Origin of the sequence: Streptomyces sp. NPDC126499, from assembly GCF_040302485.1 — a bacterium.
Lineage (GTDB): Bacteria > Actinomycetota > Actinomycetes > Streptomycetales > Streptomycetaceae > Streptomyces.
Genome location: NZ_JBEOUO010000012.1, coordinates 195,314 through 209,795 on the forward strand (window position 1 = coordinate 195,314; position 14,482 = coordinate 209,795).

Below are 14,482 nucleotides of genomic sequence, written 5' to 3' on the forward strand. Positions count from 1 at the left end.
GCGCGGCTCAGGCGCCCCGGCGCACCGCGCACAGCAGGCCGTCGCCCACCGGCAGCAGCGTCGGCAGCAGCTCCCGGCTCTCCCGCACCGTCCGCAGCAGCTCGCGTATCCGCTGCACCTCGGCCGGCTGGGCCGCCGAGTCCACCGTGCGGCCGTCCGCGAAGACGCCCTCGAAGCAGACGAGCCCGCCCGGTCGCAGCAGGCGCAACGATTCAGCGAGATAGTCCAGGAGCTCGAGCCGGTCGCCGTCGCAGAACACGAGGTCGTAGCCGCCGTCCGCGAGCCGGGGCAGCACGTCCAGCGCGCGGCCCGGGATGAACCGCGCCCGGTTGCCCGCGAACCCCGCCGCGCGGAACGCCGCCTTGGCGTGCGCCTGCCGCTCCGGCTCCATGTCCACGGTGGTCAGCACCCCGTCCGGCCGCATCCCGAGCAGCAGATAGATGCCGGACACGCCGGTGCCCGTACCGATTTCCGCCACCGCCTTGGCGTCCGCCGTCGCCGCCAGCAGACGCAGGGCCGCACCGGTGCCCGGCGAGACCGAGGGCAGCCCCGCCTCCCGGGCCCGTTCGCGGGCCCAGCGCAGCGCTTCGTCCTCGGCGACAAAGGCGTCGGCGAACGCCAAGCTCGTCTGCCGGTTGGCGGTAATGGCCCTCTCCTGTTCCCGTCGTGGACGCCGTAGTTGACGCAGGCGTCGACTGTATCCGCTGCGCCCGGGAACCCGCAGATGGGACCGCGCGTTCACAGGGACAGGAAGCGAGGCGGGTCAGCGGCATGAGCCGACCCCAAATTCGCGTAAAGATTCTTATCCGGAGCTAACGGGCGAGGTGGCTATGGTAGGGGCTCCACTGGACACCACCAGAGCCGACAGGGGAGGTGCGGCTGCGCCTGTGACCAGGCGAGGAGCGCTTCGACGCCTCCTCAGGTCGGCAGGTGAGCCGAAATCCGTGACCGACACCGCTGACCGTTCCCGCACCGCCGACTCCGCACCCACCACCGCGACCTTCGCCTCGGATGCGGAATCGCAGGCGTGGACCCCTCCCAGCTGGGAGGAGATCGTCAGCACGCACAGCGGTCGGGTCTACCGCCTCGCCTACCGCCTCACCGGCAACCAGCACGACGCCGAGGACCTGACCCAGGAGGTCTTCGTCCGGGTCTTCCGCTCGCTGTCGTCCTACACGCCGGGCACGTTCGAGGGCTGGCTGCACCGCATCACCACGAACCTGTTCCTGGACATGGTCCGCCGCAAGCAGCGCATCCGCTTCGACGCGCTCGCCGACGACGCCGCCGAGCGGCTGCCCAGCCGCGAGCCGTCCCCGCAGCAGGCCTTCAACGACACGCACTTCGACGCCGACGTGCAGCAGGCCCTGGACACCCTCGCGCCCGAGTTCCGCGCCGCGGTCGTGCTGTGCGACATCGAGGGCCTCTCGTACGAGGAGATCGCCGCGACCCTCGGCGTGAAGCTCGGCACCGTCCGCAGCCGCATCCACCGCGGCCGCTCCCACCTGCGCAAGGCGCTCAAGCACCGCTCGCCCGAGGCGCGCGCGGAGCGGGCGCTCGCCGCCGTCGGCTGGGAGGGCGGAGCGGCGTGAGCGGTACGAGTCCGTCACCCACCCCCGCGGAACAGCACCTCGGGGACCGGCTGGCCGCGCTCGTCGACGGCGAGCTCGGCCACGACGCCCGCGAGCGGGTCCTCGCCCACCTGGCCACCTGCCCCAAGTGCAAGGCCGAGGCGGACGCCCAGCGCACCCTGAAGAGCGTCTTCGCGTCCACCGCGCCCCCGCCCCCCTCGGAGGGGCTCCTCGCACGCCTCCAGGGGCTGCCGGGGGGACCCCATGACCAGGGGGGACCCTTCGACGACCTGCTGCGCCGGGGCGGTGTGCCCGCCGACGGCTTCGCCACGGCGACGCCCGTCCCCCCGGACACCGGATTCCGCATCCACGAGGTCGGTGACCGTTCGTCGTGGCGAGGACGGCGCTTCGCCTTCGCGGCGGCCAGCGCGGTCTCCTTCGCGGCGATCGCGCTGAGCGGCACCCTGTCCCTCGACACCTCGCGCGGCGGCCAGGGCACCGGCGGCAGCAACGTCACCCCGCTGCGGGCGCCGGCCACCTTCGCCTCCGGCTCCCGCCGCGAGCAGGCCCCGGAGACCGCGCCTCCGACGGTCGTCCCGGCGCGGCTCGAACTGTCCCCGTTCGTACGCCCCGTGAGCCCGGCGCTCCGGCTCTCCTTCGAACCCGGCCCGTCCCCGAGCGCCAACCCCGCTCCCGGCCCCTCCCACCGCTGAGCGGCGACCTGGTTGAATCCAGGGGCAGGGGCGCGCCGCCGAAGATCCGAGCGGTGCGGACAGGGTCATCTGTTGCGGGGAGAGCATGAAGAACGGGAAGCCGACCTGGTGGAGCCGGCCGTCGACCACACCCACCACGCCGCCCGGTGCGCCCGCCGACCCGGCCGGGGACAGCGACTTCACCCTCGCCGCCCCGGCCACGGCCCCCGCTCCGGCCGCCGAGGCACCGGCGGCCGTCGCGCCCGCGCCCGCCGAGGTACCGGCGCCCACTGATGCGCCGGCGCCCGCCGCGGACCGGGCTCCGGATCCGGCGCCCGCGCCCGCGCCCGTTCCGGCACCCGGACCCGGACCCGACCAGGACGCGGACCCGGCGCCCGTGCCCGTACCGCCGCAGACGGCACCGCAGCCGCTGCACGCCCCCGACCCGTACCGGACGCCGCCCTACGGCGAGCCCGGCCCGTGGGCGCCCGCGCCCCCGGTGCAGCGGCCCGTGCCGCCCGCACCGCCGGCCCCGGCACCGGCCCCCGTGGCCGCCCAGCCCGCACCGCCGCCGCCCGGGGCGCCGCTCTACGACCCGTGGAGCGCCCACCCCGGCCCGGCCGAGGGCACGGCGGCGCCCCGCAAGCCGCGCCGCGGCCTCGCGCTCGCCGGCGCCCTCGCGTTCGCCCTCGTCACCGGTGTCATCGGCGGCGGCGTCGGCGCGTACATCGAACGGCACGGCGGCATCACCACCGTCGAGCTGCCCCAGGCCGGACCCGAGGACTCCGGCCGCGCGCCCGGCAGCGTCGCCGCCATCGCCGCCCGCGCCCTGCCGAGCGTCGTCACCATCCACGTCAACGGCGCCGGCTCCTCGGGCACGGGCACCGGCTTCGTCCTCGACACCCGCGGCCACATCCTCACCAACAACCACGTGGTGGACGCCGCGGCCTCCTCGGGCGAGATCTCCGTCACCTTCAGCAACGGCGACTCGGTCCGCGCCAAGCTCATAGGCCGCGACACCGGATACGACCTCGCCGTGATCCAGGTCTCCGGGGTCTCGGGCCTGCGGCCGCTGCCGCTCGGCAACTCCGACAGCGTCCGCGTCGGCGACCCCGTCGTCGCCATCGGCGCCCCCTTCGACCTCTCCAACACCGTCACCTCCGGCATCATCAGCGCCAAGGAACGGCCGATCACCGCCGGCGGCGAGAAGGGCGACGGCAGCGACATCAGCTACGTCGACGCCCTCCAGACCGACGCCCCCATCAACCCCGGCAACTCCGGCGGCCCGCTCGTCGACTCCCAGGGCCGGGTCATCGGCATCAACAGCGCCATCCGGGCCGCGGGCAACGGCCCCGGCGGCGAGGGCGGCGCCCAGTCCGGCTCCATCGGCCTCGGCTTCGCCATACCGATCAACCAGGGCAAGCGCGTCGCCGAGGAACTCATCAACACCGGCAAGGCCACCCACCCGGTCATCGGCGTCAGCCTCGACATGCAGTACACCGGCGACGGCGCCCGGGTCGGCGACAAGGGCAAGGGCGGCACCGCGTCCGTCACGCCCGGCGGCCCGGCCGACAAGGCCGGCGTCCGGCCCGGCGACATCATCACCAAGGTCGACGGCCAGCGCGTCCACAGCGGCGAGGAGCTGATCGTCAAGATCCGCGCCCACCGCCCCGGCGACCGCCTCGAACTGACCCTGACCCGCGGCGGCTCGGAGCAGACCAAGACGTTGACCCTCGGTTCCTCCTCGGGCTCCTAGGGCTTTCTCGCCCGAGCGCCATGTGGAGGACACCACCTGGTACCCGCCGGACAGTTTCGGCGGGTACCGTGGACCGGGCCCGGGAACGGCGTGAAGGAGCTACAGGGTGTTCAGCGACATAGGCGCGCTCGAGCTGGTGACGCTCGTGGTGCTCGCCGTGCTCATCTTCGGCCCCGAGAAGCTGCCGAAGGTGATCCAGGACGTCTCCCGCTTCATCCGCAAGGTCCGCGAGTTCTCGGACAGCGCCAAGCAGGACATCCGCAGCGAGCTCGGCCCCGAGTTCAAGGACTTCGAGTTCGAGGACCTCAACCCCAAGACCTTCCTCCGCAAGCAGCTCGCGGAGAACGAGGACCTGAAGGAACTGAAGGAGCTCCGCTCCTCCTTCGACCTCAAGAAGGAGATGAACGAGGTCGCCGACGCCGTCCACGGCCGGGAGACCCAGACCACCGCCCCCGCCGCGGTCAACGGCAGCCCCGACCTGCTGAAGAAGCAGGACAAGAAGGACGGCGACGAGCGCCCGCCGTACGACGCGGACGCCACCTGACGACGGCCAGTCACCGACCCACTGCGCATCGGTGGCTATCCTCCCTGTGTTGACAGAACGAGGAGGCGGCCGAGATGAAGACGACGAGTCGGGTGGAAGCCGAGGGCTTTCTACGCGCACCCTTCGCCTGGTACGGGCTCGACGAGGCGTTCACCGGCCCGCGCCGGCTCCTGCAGATCGGCACGGCGGCGGACGGCACCGTCCAGCACGGCTCGATGGGCCACGGTGACGAGCCGTCGATAAAGTCCGAGGCCGGCGGCGCCGAGAAGGAGCGGTTCGCGGTCGTCGTGACCGTCGCCGCCAACCCCGTACGCCGTACCGGCGACGGCACGGGCGTCCTGGAGGCCACCACGGTCTCCTCCGCGGCCTGGCTGGCCGGCTCGGGGCTGCTCGCCCACACCTGGCCCGCGCAGCTCGACCACACCCTGCGCGACAACTGGCTGGACCAGCAGACGGAGACCGCCTTCGAACTGGCCGACGACCTCGACGGCCCGGCCTGGTCCACGCTCTCCCTGCCGGTGGACGGCGTGCCGGTGCCGTTCCACTACCGCGAGTCCGAGTTCGGCTGGGTGCTCGCGGGGTCGGCGCCGGGCGTGCACATCGGGGCGTACGGGCGGGGCATGAGCGCGTACGGGCTCGGCTTCGCGCAGGTCAAGGACCTGGGCGCGTACACCTGACGGCGGGTACGAGCGCGTACGCCTGACGGCAGGCACGAGGAAGGGGCACCCCGGCTCGCGGGGTGCCCCCTCACGTCGCGCACCGCTCAGAACTTGTTCCGCGGCGTGATGCCCAGGCTCATGCCCGACAGGCCGCGCTGACGGCCGCCCAGCTTGCCGGCGATGGCGCGCAGGGCCGAACCCGCCGGGGAGTCCGGGTCGGTCAGGACGACCGGCTTGCCCTCGTCGCCGCCCTCACGGAGGCGGACGTCGATCGGGATGGCGCCGAGCACCGGCACGGACGCGCCGGTGGTCTTCGTCAGCCCGTCGGCGACCTTCTGGCCGCCGCCCGTGCCGAACACGTCGACGATCTCGTCGCAGTGCGGACACGGCATGCCCGACATGTTCTCGACCACACCGACGATCTTCTGGTGGGTCTGCACCGCGATCGAACCGGCCCGCTCGGCGACCTCGGCCGCCGCCTGCTGCGGAGTGGTGACGACCAGGATCTCCGCGTTCGGCACCAGCTGCGCGACCGAGATCGCGATGTCACCGGTGCCCGGCGGCAGGTCGAGCAGCAGGACGTCCAGGTCGCCCCAGTACACGTCGGCGAGGAACTGCTGGAGCGCGCGGTGCAGCATCGGGCCGCGCCACACCACCGGCGCGTTGCCCGGAGTGAACATGCCGATGGAGATGACCTTCACGCCGTTCGCCGACGGCGGCATGATCATGTTCTCGACCTGGGTCGGACGGCCGTCCACGCCCAGCATGCGCGGCACGCTGTGGCCGTAGATGTCGGCGTCCACGACACCGACCTTCAGCCCGTCGGCGGCCATCGCCGCCGCCAGGTTGACCGTCACCGAGGACTTGCCGACGCCGCCCTTGCCGGAGGCGACCGCGTACACCCGGGTCAGCGAGCCCGGCTTGGCGAAGGGGACCTCGCGCTCGGCCGTCGTGCCGCGCAGCGCGGCCGCGAGTTCCTTGCGCTGCTCGTCGCTCATCACGTCGAGCGTGACGTCGACGCGGGTCACGCCCTCGACACGCGAGACCGCCTCCGTCACGCGCTGGGTGATCGTGTCGCGCATCGGACAGCCGGAGACGGTGAGGTAGACCGTGACGGCGACCGTGCCGTCGTCACCGATCTCCACCGACTTGACCATGCCGAGCTCGGTGATGGGTCTGTTGATCTCGGGGTCGTTCACCGTCGCCAGTGCTTCGAGCACCGCGTCTTCCGTAGCCATACGGACGATGGTACGGCGCCGACCACCGGCGCCGGAAAGCCCCGTCAACGGTCGGGTACGTCACTGTGCCGATCGCCGTCCGGCGGGAATACATCACGCCGCTCCCCGTCCCGGGATTCCAGCTCCTTCAGCATGTCCTGGAGCTCCGAGCGCATCCAGTCGCGCGTCGCCACCTCGCCCAGGCCCATCCGCAGCGCCGCGATCTCCCGGGTCAGGTACTCGGTGTCGGCGATCGACCGCTCGTTCTGCTTGCGGTCCTGCTCCAGGTTCACCCGGTCCCGGTCGTCCTGCCGGTTCTGCGCCAGCAGGATCAGCGGCGCCGCGTACGAGGCCTGCAGGGACAGCGCCAGGGTCAGGAAGATGAACGGGTACTCGTCGAACTTCAGCGGCGGCGGGGCGAACACGTTCCACAGCACCCAGACGACGATCGTCAGGGTCATCCAGACCAGGAAGCGCCCCGTCCCCAGGAAGCGGGCGATCCGCTCCGACAGCCGCCCGAACGCCTCCGGGTCGTACTCCGGCAGCAGCCTCGCCCGCCGTTCGCGCGGGAGGTCGAGCCGGATCCGCGGCAATGCCGGGCGGTCCCGCTCCCGGTCCCGTTCCTGCGCGCGCTCAGCCACCGGCCACCCCCTCCTCGTGGAACTCCGTCTCCCGCCAGTCGTCCGGCAGCAGGTGGTCGAGCACGTCGTCCACCGTCACCGCCCCGAGCAGCGAACCGCTCTCGTCCACCACCGGAGCCGCCACCAGGTTGTACGCGGCGAAATAGCTGGTGACGGCCGGCAGCGGAGTGGCCGGGCCGAGCGGCGGCAGATCGCTGTCCACCAGCGCGCCGACCAGCGTGAACGGCGGGTCCCGCAGCAGCCGCTGGAAGTGCACCGTGCCCAGGTACTTCCCCGTCGGCGTCTCGTCCGGCGGCCGGCACACGTACACCTGCGCCGCGAGCGCGGGGGACAGGTCCTGCTGACGCACCCGGGCCAGCGCGTCGGCGACCGTGGCGTCCGGGCGCAGCACGATCGGCTCCGTCGTCATCAGACCGCCCGCGGTCCGCTCCTCGTACGCCATGAGCCGGCGCACGTCGGCCGCCTCCTCCGGCTGCATCAGCGTCAGCAGCCGCTCCTTGTCCTCCTCGGGGAGCTCCGAGAGCAGGTCGGCCGCGTCGTCCGGGTCCATCGCCTCCAGGACGTCGGCGGCCCGCTCCTCCTTCAGCTTGCCCAGGATCTCGATCTGGTCGTCCTCCGGCAGCTCCTCCAGGACGTCGGCGAGCCGGTCGTCGTCGAGGGCGGCGGCGACCTCGGCCCGTCGCTTCGGGGACAGGTGGTGCAGCACGTTCGCCAGGTCGGCGGGGCGCAGCCGCTCGAAGGTGGCGACCAGGTTCTCGGCGCCCTGCCCGTGCTCCTCCAGCGAGAAGCCGGTGACGGCCGACCACTCCACGGTCAGCGTCTCGCCCTTGCGGCGCAGCGCCCCGCCCTTGCCGCGCCGCACGAAGACCTTGTCGATCTCCCAGTCGCGGCGGGCGGGCAGCTGCTGGATGGACACGTCGAGGACGGTGACCTCCTCGCCCTCCCGCCCGTCGGGACCGACCAGCCGCACCCGCCGGTCGAGGAGCTCGCCGAGGACCAGCCGTTCGGTCGGGCGCTGCTCGAAGCGGCGCATGTTGACCACGCCGGTGGTGATGACCTGCCCGGACTCGACGCCGGTGATCCGGGTCATCGGCACGAAGACCCGCCGCCGCGACAGCACCTCGACCACCATGCCGAGCAGCCGCGGGGGCCTGCGGCCCACCCGCAGCATGGCCACCAGGTCCCGGACGCGCCCGACCTGGTCGCCGACCGGGTCGAAGACGGGGACCCCGGCGAGGTGGGAGACGAAGATGCGGGGGGCGCCTGCCGCCATGCCACGCGCCTCCTCGGTGCCGCACGATTCGGGTCGATGTCGGGCTGTCATCCCGCTTGCCGGGTTCAGGCTAGCCCGTACCGGTGCGGGGCGCTTCGGCAGAGCGCCCGTCCGGCTGCCTGCGGAGCGGTGTCCCGGCCCGGGTACGCTGCGGTCTGCCGTCCCCACCGGCACCCGGTTTCCACCGGCCCGTCCCCCCATCGACCCGAGAGGCGCCCAGGTGACCGTCCTCCGTCCGTCCTCGCGTATCCGCGGGGCCGTCCTGCCGCTGGCGCTCAGCGCCGGTCTCCTGTCGGGCCTGACCGCCTGCGCGGCCGACCCGGACGAGGGGACGAACGGCGTGGGGAAGCTCGACCCGACGGCCATCGAGGAGAAGGCCCAGTCGGCGGCCGACGCGGCCAAGGCCGTACGGCTGTCCGGCACGCTGGTCAGCAAGGGCGGCACGTACAAGCTGAACATGCGGCTCAAGCAGGACGGCGCCGCGGGCTCGGTGACCACGAAGAACAGCACCTTCGAACTGCTGCGGGTCGGCGAGGCGCTCTATCTGAAGGCCGACGCGGCCTTCTGGGAGCACGAGGACACGCCGTCGAACACGCCCGCCGAGTCGGGGGACGCCGGTTCCGAGGCCGCCGACAAGCTCGACGACATGTACGTGAAGGTGCCGCAGGACGACCCCTCCTACAAGCAGCTGCGCGGCTTCACCGACATGGACCTGCTGCTCGACGGGCTGATCGGGCTGCACGGTGACGTCGTGAAGGGCGACTACGACAAGATCGGCGGCATCCGCACGGTCAACGTCAAGGGCGGCGAGGACGGCGAGGGCGGCTCCCTCGACGTCTCCCTCCAGGGCACCCCGTTCCCGCTGCGCTTCGCGCGGGGCGGCGGCGCCGGTGTGGTGATCCTGTCCGAGTGGGACAAGGACTTCCCGCTGGCCGAGCCGTCGAAGGGCCAGACCCTGGACTACGGCAAGCAGCTGCCCCGTACGTAGGGGTCCCTCGTACGTAAGGGGGGCTGCGTACGGGAAGGGTCCCCGTCACCTCAGGGGCTCCGTACGCAGGGGTCCCCGTACGCAGGGGTCCCCCGGCCGTCAGTGGCCCTTGCGGCGCTTCTTCCCGAACAGCAGCTTCGGCAGGCCCGCCGGGATCGGGCGGCGGGTGATGCCCGGGGACGGCAGAGGCACGGCGGCCAGCGAACCGTCCGGGAGGTCGGTGGTCGACGACCGCGGTTCCAGGCGCACCACCCGGCACTCGCGGGCCCAGCGCTCCGGCATCGCCTCGCCGTCGGAGGCGTTGAGCCGCTTGCCCTTCAGCTCGGCGACCGCGGCGTCCCACTCCTCCGTGCCCGGCGCCACCTCGCGCACGGCGGCCGTCCAGGCGACGATCCGGCCGCCCTTGTCCTTGCTGCGCACGGTGACCTCGGCGGTGCCGCCGTCCACCAGGCCCGGCAGCGGCTGCTCGCCGGGGCCGTCGCCGACGACATGCGCGGCGCCGTCGTGCCAGACGTGCCACAGCGCCCGGGCAGCCGGAGCCTCGCCCCGTACCCAGATGAGGCCGGACTTCTTGGTGGCCTCCTCGACGAGGGCGGGCCCGAGCGACTGATCGGTCATGGCCGAAGCCTATCGACAGCCGCCGGTGCTCGGGCCGGCCGTCGCCGCTCCGGTGGGCTGCCGGTGCTCCGGCCGGCCGTCGCCGCTCCGGTCGGCTGCCGGTGCTCCGGCCGTCGCCGCTACAGCCAGCCGTTGCGCTTCAGCGTGCGGTGGATGGCGAAGCAGATGACGGCGATGCCGCCGAGCACCATCGGATAGCCGTACCTCCAGTGCAGCTCCGGCATGTGGTCGAAGTTCATGCCGTAGACGCCGCAGACCGCCGTGGGGACGGCGATGATCGCCGCCCACGAGGTGATCTTGCGCATGTCCTCGTTCTGCGCGACGGTCGCCTGCGCCAGGTTGGCCTGGAGGATCGAGTTGAGCAGCTCGTCGAAGCCGACGACCTGCTCCTGCACGCGCGCGAGGTGGTCGGCGACGTCACGGAAGTACTTCTGGATGTCCGGGTCGACCAGCCGCATCGGCCGCTCGCTGAGCAGCTGCATCGGGCGCAGCAGCGGCGTGACCGCCCGCTTGAACTCCAGTACCTCACGCTTGAGCTGGTAGATCCGGCCGGTGTCGGCGCCGCGCGTGGAGCCCTTCGCGGGGGGCGAGAAGACGTCGATCTCGATCTGGTCGATGTCGAGTTCGACCGCGTCGGCCACCGCGATGTAGCCGTCGACGACGTGGTCGGCGATGGCGTGCAGAACGGCGGACGGGCCCTTGGCGAGGAGCTCCGGCTCGCCCTGGAGGCGGTGGCGGAGGTTGCGCAGCGAACCCTGGCCGCCGTGCCGGACGGTGATGACGAAGTCGGGGCCGGTGAAGACCATCACCTCGCCGGTCTCCACCACCTCGCTGGTGGCGGTGAGTTGGGTGTGCTCGACGTAGTGGATCGTCTTGAAGACGGTGAAGAGGGTGTCGTCGTACCGCTCCAGCTTCGGCCGCTGGTGGGCGTGCACGGCGTCCTCGACGGCCAGCGGGTGCAGCCCGAACTCGGCGGCGATACCGGCGAATTCGGCCTCGGTCGGCTCGTGCAGACCGATCCAGGCGAAGCCTCCGCTCTCCCGCACCTGGCGCATCGCGCCGCGCGGGGTCAGGCACGCCCGGTCGTCGACGCGGCGCCCGTCGCGGTAGACGGCGCAGTCGACGACGGCGGTGGCGGCCGTGGGGTCGCGGGTGGCGTCGTAGTTGGCGTACGGGGAGGTGCCGGCGCCGGCGCCGGGGGTCTTGCGCAGGGAGTGCCGCAGGGACGGGCGGACGGCGGCGCGGAGGTCGCGGATCATCGACATGGCGTGCTGCTCCTTCACGGAGAGGCCGTCGGCGAGCATGGCGCAACCCGGAATGGGGACGGGGGGTGACGTCGTCCACAAAGCGGGCGGCACCGGAGGATCGCGGTGACGGCGTTCGCTACAGACAGGCAAAAAAGAGATGTGCTCTTCCGTCGTACGCGATGCCGGAGAGGAGAGGCCGTAAGACCGTCAGGCCTGGATCACCGGAGGGAGGAACGCACCGGGCTCGGGTGCGGTGCGGCGGAAGAGCGGCTGGTACTGCCCGATCGACTTCGATCCATCGCAGTCCCACCTCCTCCGGCCGGTCCCCCGTGAGGGATGACGTGTGACGAGCAGTCGGGAACCCCGACCAGTGGCCAAGACTATCAGTCGACCGAGGGTCAATCCCTTCCTTTGCCCGTTCCATACGCGCTTTATGCTCGCCGCATGGGAGAAATTCTTGCGCTGGTCGAGGCCCGGCTCCGTACGGCCCTCGGCGAGCCGGACGCACGGGCCGCGGTCACCTTCCTCGGCACCGACCGCATCGAGGTGCTCCGCTTCGTCGACACCGACGCCGGTCTCGTGCGCTACGCGACCCTCGGCATGTCCGCCCAGCCGATGGCGGACCCGACCGCCGTGCTCGCCGACCCGGTGAAGGGCCCCCGCGCCGAGCTGGTCCTCTCCGTACGGGCCGGGCTCGCCGACACCGACAAGGTGCTGCGCCCGCTCGCGGTCCTGGCCGCCTCCCCGCAGGTGGAAGGCGTGGTCGTGGCTCCCGGCGCCTCCCTCGACGTGGGGGAGCCGCTGTGGCCGGGCGCCCCCTTCAGCTCGGTGCTGGTCGCCGAGCCGGGCGGGCTCGTGGAGGACCTGGAGCTGAACGAGGCGATGGATCCCGTGCGCTTCCTTCCGCTGCTGCCGATGACGTCGAACGAGGCCGCGTGGAAGCGGGTGCACGGGGCGCAGGCCCTGGAGGAGCGCTGGCTGGCGAACGGCACGGACCTGCGCGACCCGCTGCGGCGTTCGGTGACCCTGGACTGACGGCGGACCGGCGACCGGCGGTGGACTGACGGCGGACTGACGACCGGCGGTGGAGGGACGGCAGACCGGCGGTGGGCGGGCGGTGGACCGGCGGTGGACCGGCGGCGGGCGGGCGGCGGACCAGCGGTGGACCGGCGGTCGGTGCCGTGCTGCGCGGCCACCGGTGCCCGACGGAGGGTGAACGGTTCCGGCCGGACGGGTGATCATCGGTGATCGTCCTTGACGCGGGGCTCCCGTGGTAGGACCGTTGAGCCCTATGAGGGGCGAACCCAGTTGCCCGAAGTGCGGTGGCCGGGTCAGGGCGCCCGGTCTCTTTGCCGACTCGTGGCAGTGCGACGTGCATGGCTCGGTGTACCCGCTGCAGCCCGTGATCCCGCCCAGCGTCGAGGCCCTCGGTGTCGTGGTGCACCGGGCCCACGTGCCGGTGTGGATGCCGTGGCCCCTGCCCGTCGGATGGCTCTTCACCGGGGTCGCGTACGCCGGTGACGATCGCAGCGGGGGGCGCGCGACCGCCGTCGCCTGCTCGGGGCCCGGTCCGCTCGGCGGCATCGGAGAGCTGCTGCTCGTCGCCGAGGAGCTCGGCGTCGGACTCGGGGCGCGTTACGCGGGCATCGACGGACCCGATCCGGGACCCGGCATGTCGATCGACAAGCCGCCACAGGTCAAGGTGCTCGCCGCCGGCCGGCCGACCCCGCTCTGGCACGTCAACGGCACCCCGCAGGACCGCGCGGTCTTCGCGGGCGAGGCCCGGGGGCTGTGGCTGTGGGCGATCGTCTGGCCCGAGCAGTCCGGCCTGCTGATGTACGACGAGCTGGTGCTGACCGACCTGCGGGACGCGGGCGCGGAGGTCGAGCTGCTGCCCTGCGGGGCGCTCACGCCGAGACTGCTGTCGTGAGGCGGCCGGGGTAGGCCGGGGTAGCCCGGGGTGGGTAAGGGGTGACGGGTTCGACGGAACCGTACGAGTGTGTTCGATTCGCCCGTTATGCTGGAGCGTCCCATCGTCCGCCCCCGAACCCTGGAGCCCCGCGTCGTGCGCATCGATCTGCACACCCACTCCACGGCATCGGACGGCACGGACACCCCGGCCGAGCTCGTGCGCAAGGCTGCCGCCGCCGGCCTCGACGTCGTCGCGCTGACCGACCACGACACCACGCGCGGACACGCCGAGGCGATCGCCGCCCTGCCCGAGGGGCTGACCCTGGTCACCGGGGCCGAGCTGTCCTGCCGCCTGGACGGCGTGAGCCTGCACATGCTGGCGTACCTCTTCGACCCCGAGGAGCCCGCCCTCGTCGCCGAGCGCGAGCTGGTCAGGGACGACCGGGTGCCGAGGGCGCGCGCGATGGTCGGCAAGCTCCAGGAGCTCGGCGTCCCCGTCACCTGGGAGCAGGTCGCCCGGATCGCCGGCGACGGCTCCGTGGGCCGTCCGCACGTCGCCGAGGCCCTCGTCGAGCTGGGTGTCGTGCCGGACGTCTCCGGCGCCTTCACGGCCGAGTGGCTCGCCGACGGCGGCCGCGCCTACGTGGAGAAGCACGAGCTGGACCCGGTGGACGCGATCCGCCTGGTCAAGGCCGCCGGCGGGGTCACCGTCTTCGCCCACCCGCTGGCCGTCAAGCGCGGCGAGTGCGTGCCGGAGTCCGCGATAGCCCGCCTGGCCGAGGCCGGTCTGGACGGCATCGAGGTCGACCACATGGACCACGACGAGCCGACCCGGGCGCGGCTGCGCGGACTTGCGAAGGAGCTGGGGCTGCTGACCACCGGCTCCAGCGACTACCACGGCAGCCGCAAGACCTGCGGCCTCGGCGACTTCACCACCGACCCCGAGATCTTCGGCGAGATCACCCGCCGCGCGACGGGCGCCTTCCCGGTGCCGGGCGCCGGCGGACGCGTCTAGCCGGGCGCCTGTCGCCGGTCGTCCGCCGCCGGTCGCCGGTCTTCCGGCGCGGTGCCGGTCGTCGCACCAGGTTCACGGCCGGGGCGCGCCGCTGAGGTCCCCCCGCCGGTGTCGCCCGCCGTCCGGGCCTTCAGATCGCTCCGCCTGACCGCTCGCGTGATGCCGACTGTGGTCGCTTGCGCGATGGCAGGTGTGATCGCTCGCGTGATGCCGGCTGTGGTCGCTCGCGTGATCGCGAGCGGTCGGCGCGCTCGTGACCGGTGGCGGCCCTGCTCGTGACCGACCGCGTGATCGTGACCGGCGCACTCTTCCTCCCTGTCGGGCCGCATCCTGCCCCTGCTCCGGAATCCCCA

15 protein-coding genes are annotated in these 14,482 nt (G+C 72.8%); 9 read left to right on the forward strand and 6 right to left on the reverse strand.

Annotated elements, in window-relative coordinates; translation table 11 throughout:
* Positions 1-7: 7 nt before the first annotated feature.
* Positions 8-688, reverse strand: coding sequence for a class I SAM-dependent methyltransferase (locus ABTZ91_RS20080; RefSeq protein WP_352078562.1), 681 nt, complete (start codon positions 686-688; stop codon positions 8-10).
* Between the two features lie 142 nt (positions 689-830).
* Between ABTZ91_RS20080 and sigE the strand changes: the two genes are divergently transcribed.
* From sigE to ABTZ91_RS20105, 5 genes are all read left to right on the forward strand, one after another.
* Positions 831-1,589, forward strand: coding sequence for an RNA polymerase sigma factor SigE (sigE, locus tag ABTZ91_RS20085; RefSeq protein ID WP_352078521.1), 759 nt, complete (start codon positions 831-833; stop codon positions 1,587-1,589).
* Positions 1,586-2,281, forward strand: a complete 696-nt coding sequence (locus ABTZ91_RS20090; protein ID WP_352078522.1) for a zf-HC2 domain-containing protein — start codon at positions 1,586-1,588, stop codon at positions 2,279-2,281. The genes sigE and ABTZ91_RS20090 overlap by 4 nt, the downstream gene beginning before the upstream one ends.
* Positions 2,282-2,366: 85 nt before the next feature.
* Entirely contained in the window at positions 2,367-4,016 is a 1,650-nt protein-coding gene (locus ABTZ91_RS20095) for a trypsin-like peptidase domain-containing protein (RefSeq protein WP_352078523.1), read from the forward strand.
* Between the two features lie 106 nt (positions 4,017-4,122).
* Positions 4,123-4,560, forward strand: coding sequence for a sec-independent translocase (locus tag ABTZ91_RS20100; protein ID WP_352078524.1), 438 nt, complete (start codon positions 4,123-4,125; stop codon positions 4,558-4,560).
* A gap of 74 nt (positions 4,561-4,634) precedes the next feature.
* Positions 4,635-5,237 (forward strand): hypothetical protein, encoded by a 603-nt coding sequence (locus tag ABTZ91_RS20105; RefSeq protein ID WP_352078525.1) that lies wholly within the window; start codon positions 4,635-4,637, stop codon positions 5,235-5,237.
* An 86-nt stretch (positions 5,238-5,323) separates the two neighbouring features.
* Here ABTZ91_RS20105 and ABTZ91_RS20110 read toward each other — a convergent pair whose 3' ends face one another.
* Genes ABTZ91_RS20110 through ABTZ91_RS20120 form a run of 3 tightly spaced genes read right to left on the reverse strand, consistent with a single transcriptional unit; the run spans position 5,324 to position 8,350 of the window.
* Complete coding sequence (locus ABTZ91_RS20110; protein ID WP_352078526.1) at positions 5,324-6,457, reverse strand: Mrp/NBP35 family ATP-binding protein; 1,134 nt, start codon at positions 6,455-6,457, stop codon at positions 5,324-5,326.
* Between the two features lie 44 nt (positions 6,458-6,501).
* Positions 6,502-7,077, reverse strand: coding sequence for a DUF1003 domain-containing protein (locus tag ABTZ91_RS20115; RefSeq protein ID WP_352078527.1), 576 nt, complete (start codon positions 7,075-7,077; stop codon positions 6,502-6,504).
* Positions 7,070-8,350: a magnesium transporter MgtE N-terminal domain-containing protein gene (locus tag ABTZ91_RS20120; RefSeq protein ID WP_352078528.1), complete on the reverse strand. Its 1,281-nt coding sequence runs from the start codon at positions 8,348-8,350 to the stop codon at positions 7,070-7,072. Before ABTZ91_RS20120 ends, ABTZ91_RS20115 begins: the two co-directional genes overlap by 8 nt.
* Before the next feature lie 220 nt (positions 8,351-8,570).
* On the opposite strand from ABTZ91_RS20120, the gene ABTZ91_RS20125 reads away from it, so the two are divergent.
* Positions 8,571-9,338, forward strand: coding sequence for a hypothetical protein (locus ABTZ91_RS20125; protein WP_352078529.1), 768 nt, complete (start codon positions 8,571-8,573; stop codon positions 9,336-9,338).
* A gap of 99 nt (positions 9,339-9,437) precedes the next feature.
* Here ABTZ91_RS20125 and ABTZ91_RS20130 read toward each other — a convergent pair whose 3' ends face one another.
* Positions 9,438-9,956, reverse strand: coding sequence for a hypothetical protein (locus tag ABTZ91_RS20130; RefSeq protein ID WP_352078530.1), 519 nt, complete (start codon positions 9,954-9,956; stop codon positions 9,438-9,440).
* Between the two features lie 119 nt (positions 9,957-10,075).
* Positions 10,076-11,221 carry a magnesium and cobalt transport protein CorA gene (locus tag ABTZ91_RS20135; RefSeq protein WP_352078563.1) on the reverse strand — a complete coding sequence of 382 codons (1,146 nt, stop codon included), beginning with the start codon at positions 11,219-11,221 and terminating at the stop codon, positions 10,076-10,078.
* 426 nt (positions 11,222-11,647) lie between these two features.
* On the opposite strand from ABTZ91_RS20135, the gene ABTZ91_RS20140 reads away from it, so the two are divergent.
* From ABTZ91_RS20140 to ABTZ91_RS20150, 3 genes are all read left to right on the forward strand, one after another.
* The gene (locus ABTZ91_RS20140; RefSeq protein ID WP_352078531.1) at positions 11,648-12,238 is read left to right on the forward strand and encodes a suppressor of fused domain protein; all 591 of its coding nucleotides are present in this window, start codon (positions 11,648-11,650) and stop codon (positions 12,236-12,238) included.
* Between the two features lie 256 nt (positions 12,239-12,494).
* Entirely contained in the window at positions 12,495-13,133 is a 639-nt protein-coding gene (locus ABTZ91_RS20145; RefSeq protein WP_352078532.1) for a DUF6758 family protein, read from the forward strand.
* A 135-nt stretch (positions 13,134-13,268) separates the two neighbouring features.
* Complete coding sequence (locus ABTZ91_RS20150) at positions 13,269-14,129, forward strand: PHP domain-containing protein (protein WP_352078564.1); 861 nt, start codon at positions 13,269-13,271, stop codon at positions 14,127-14,129.
* Positions 14,130-14,482 lie beyond the last annotated feature (353 nt).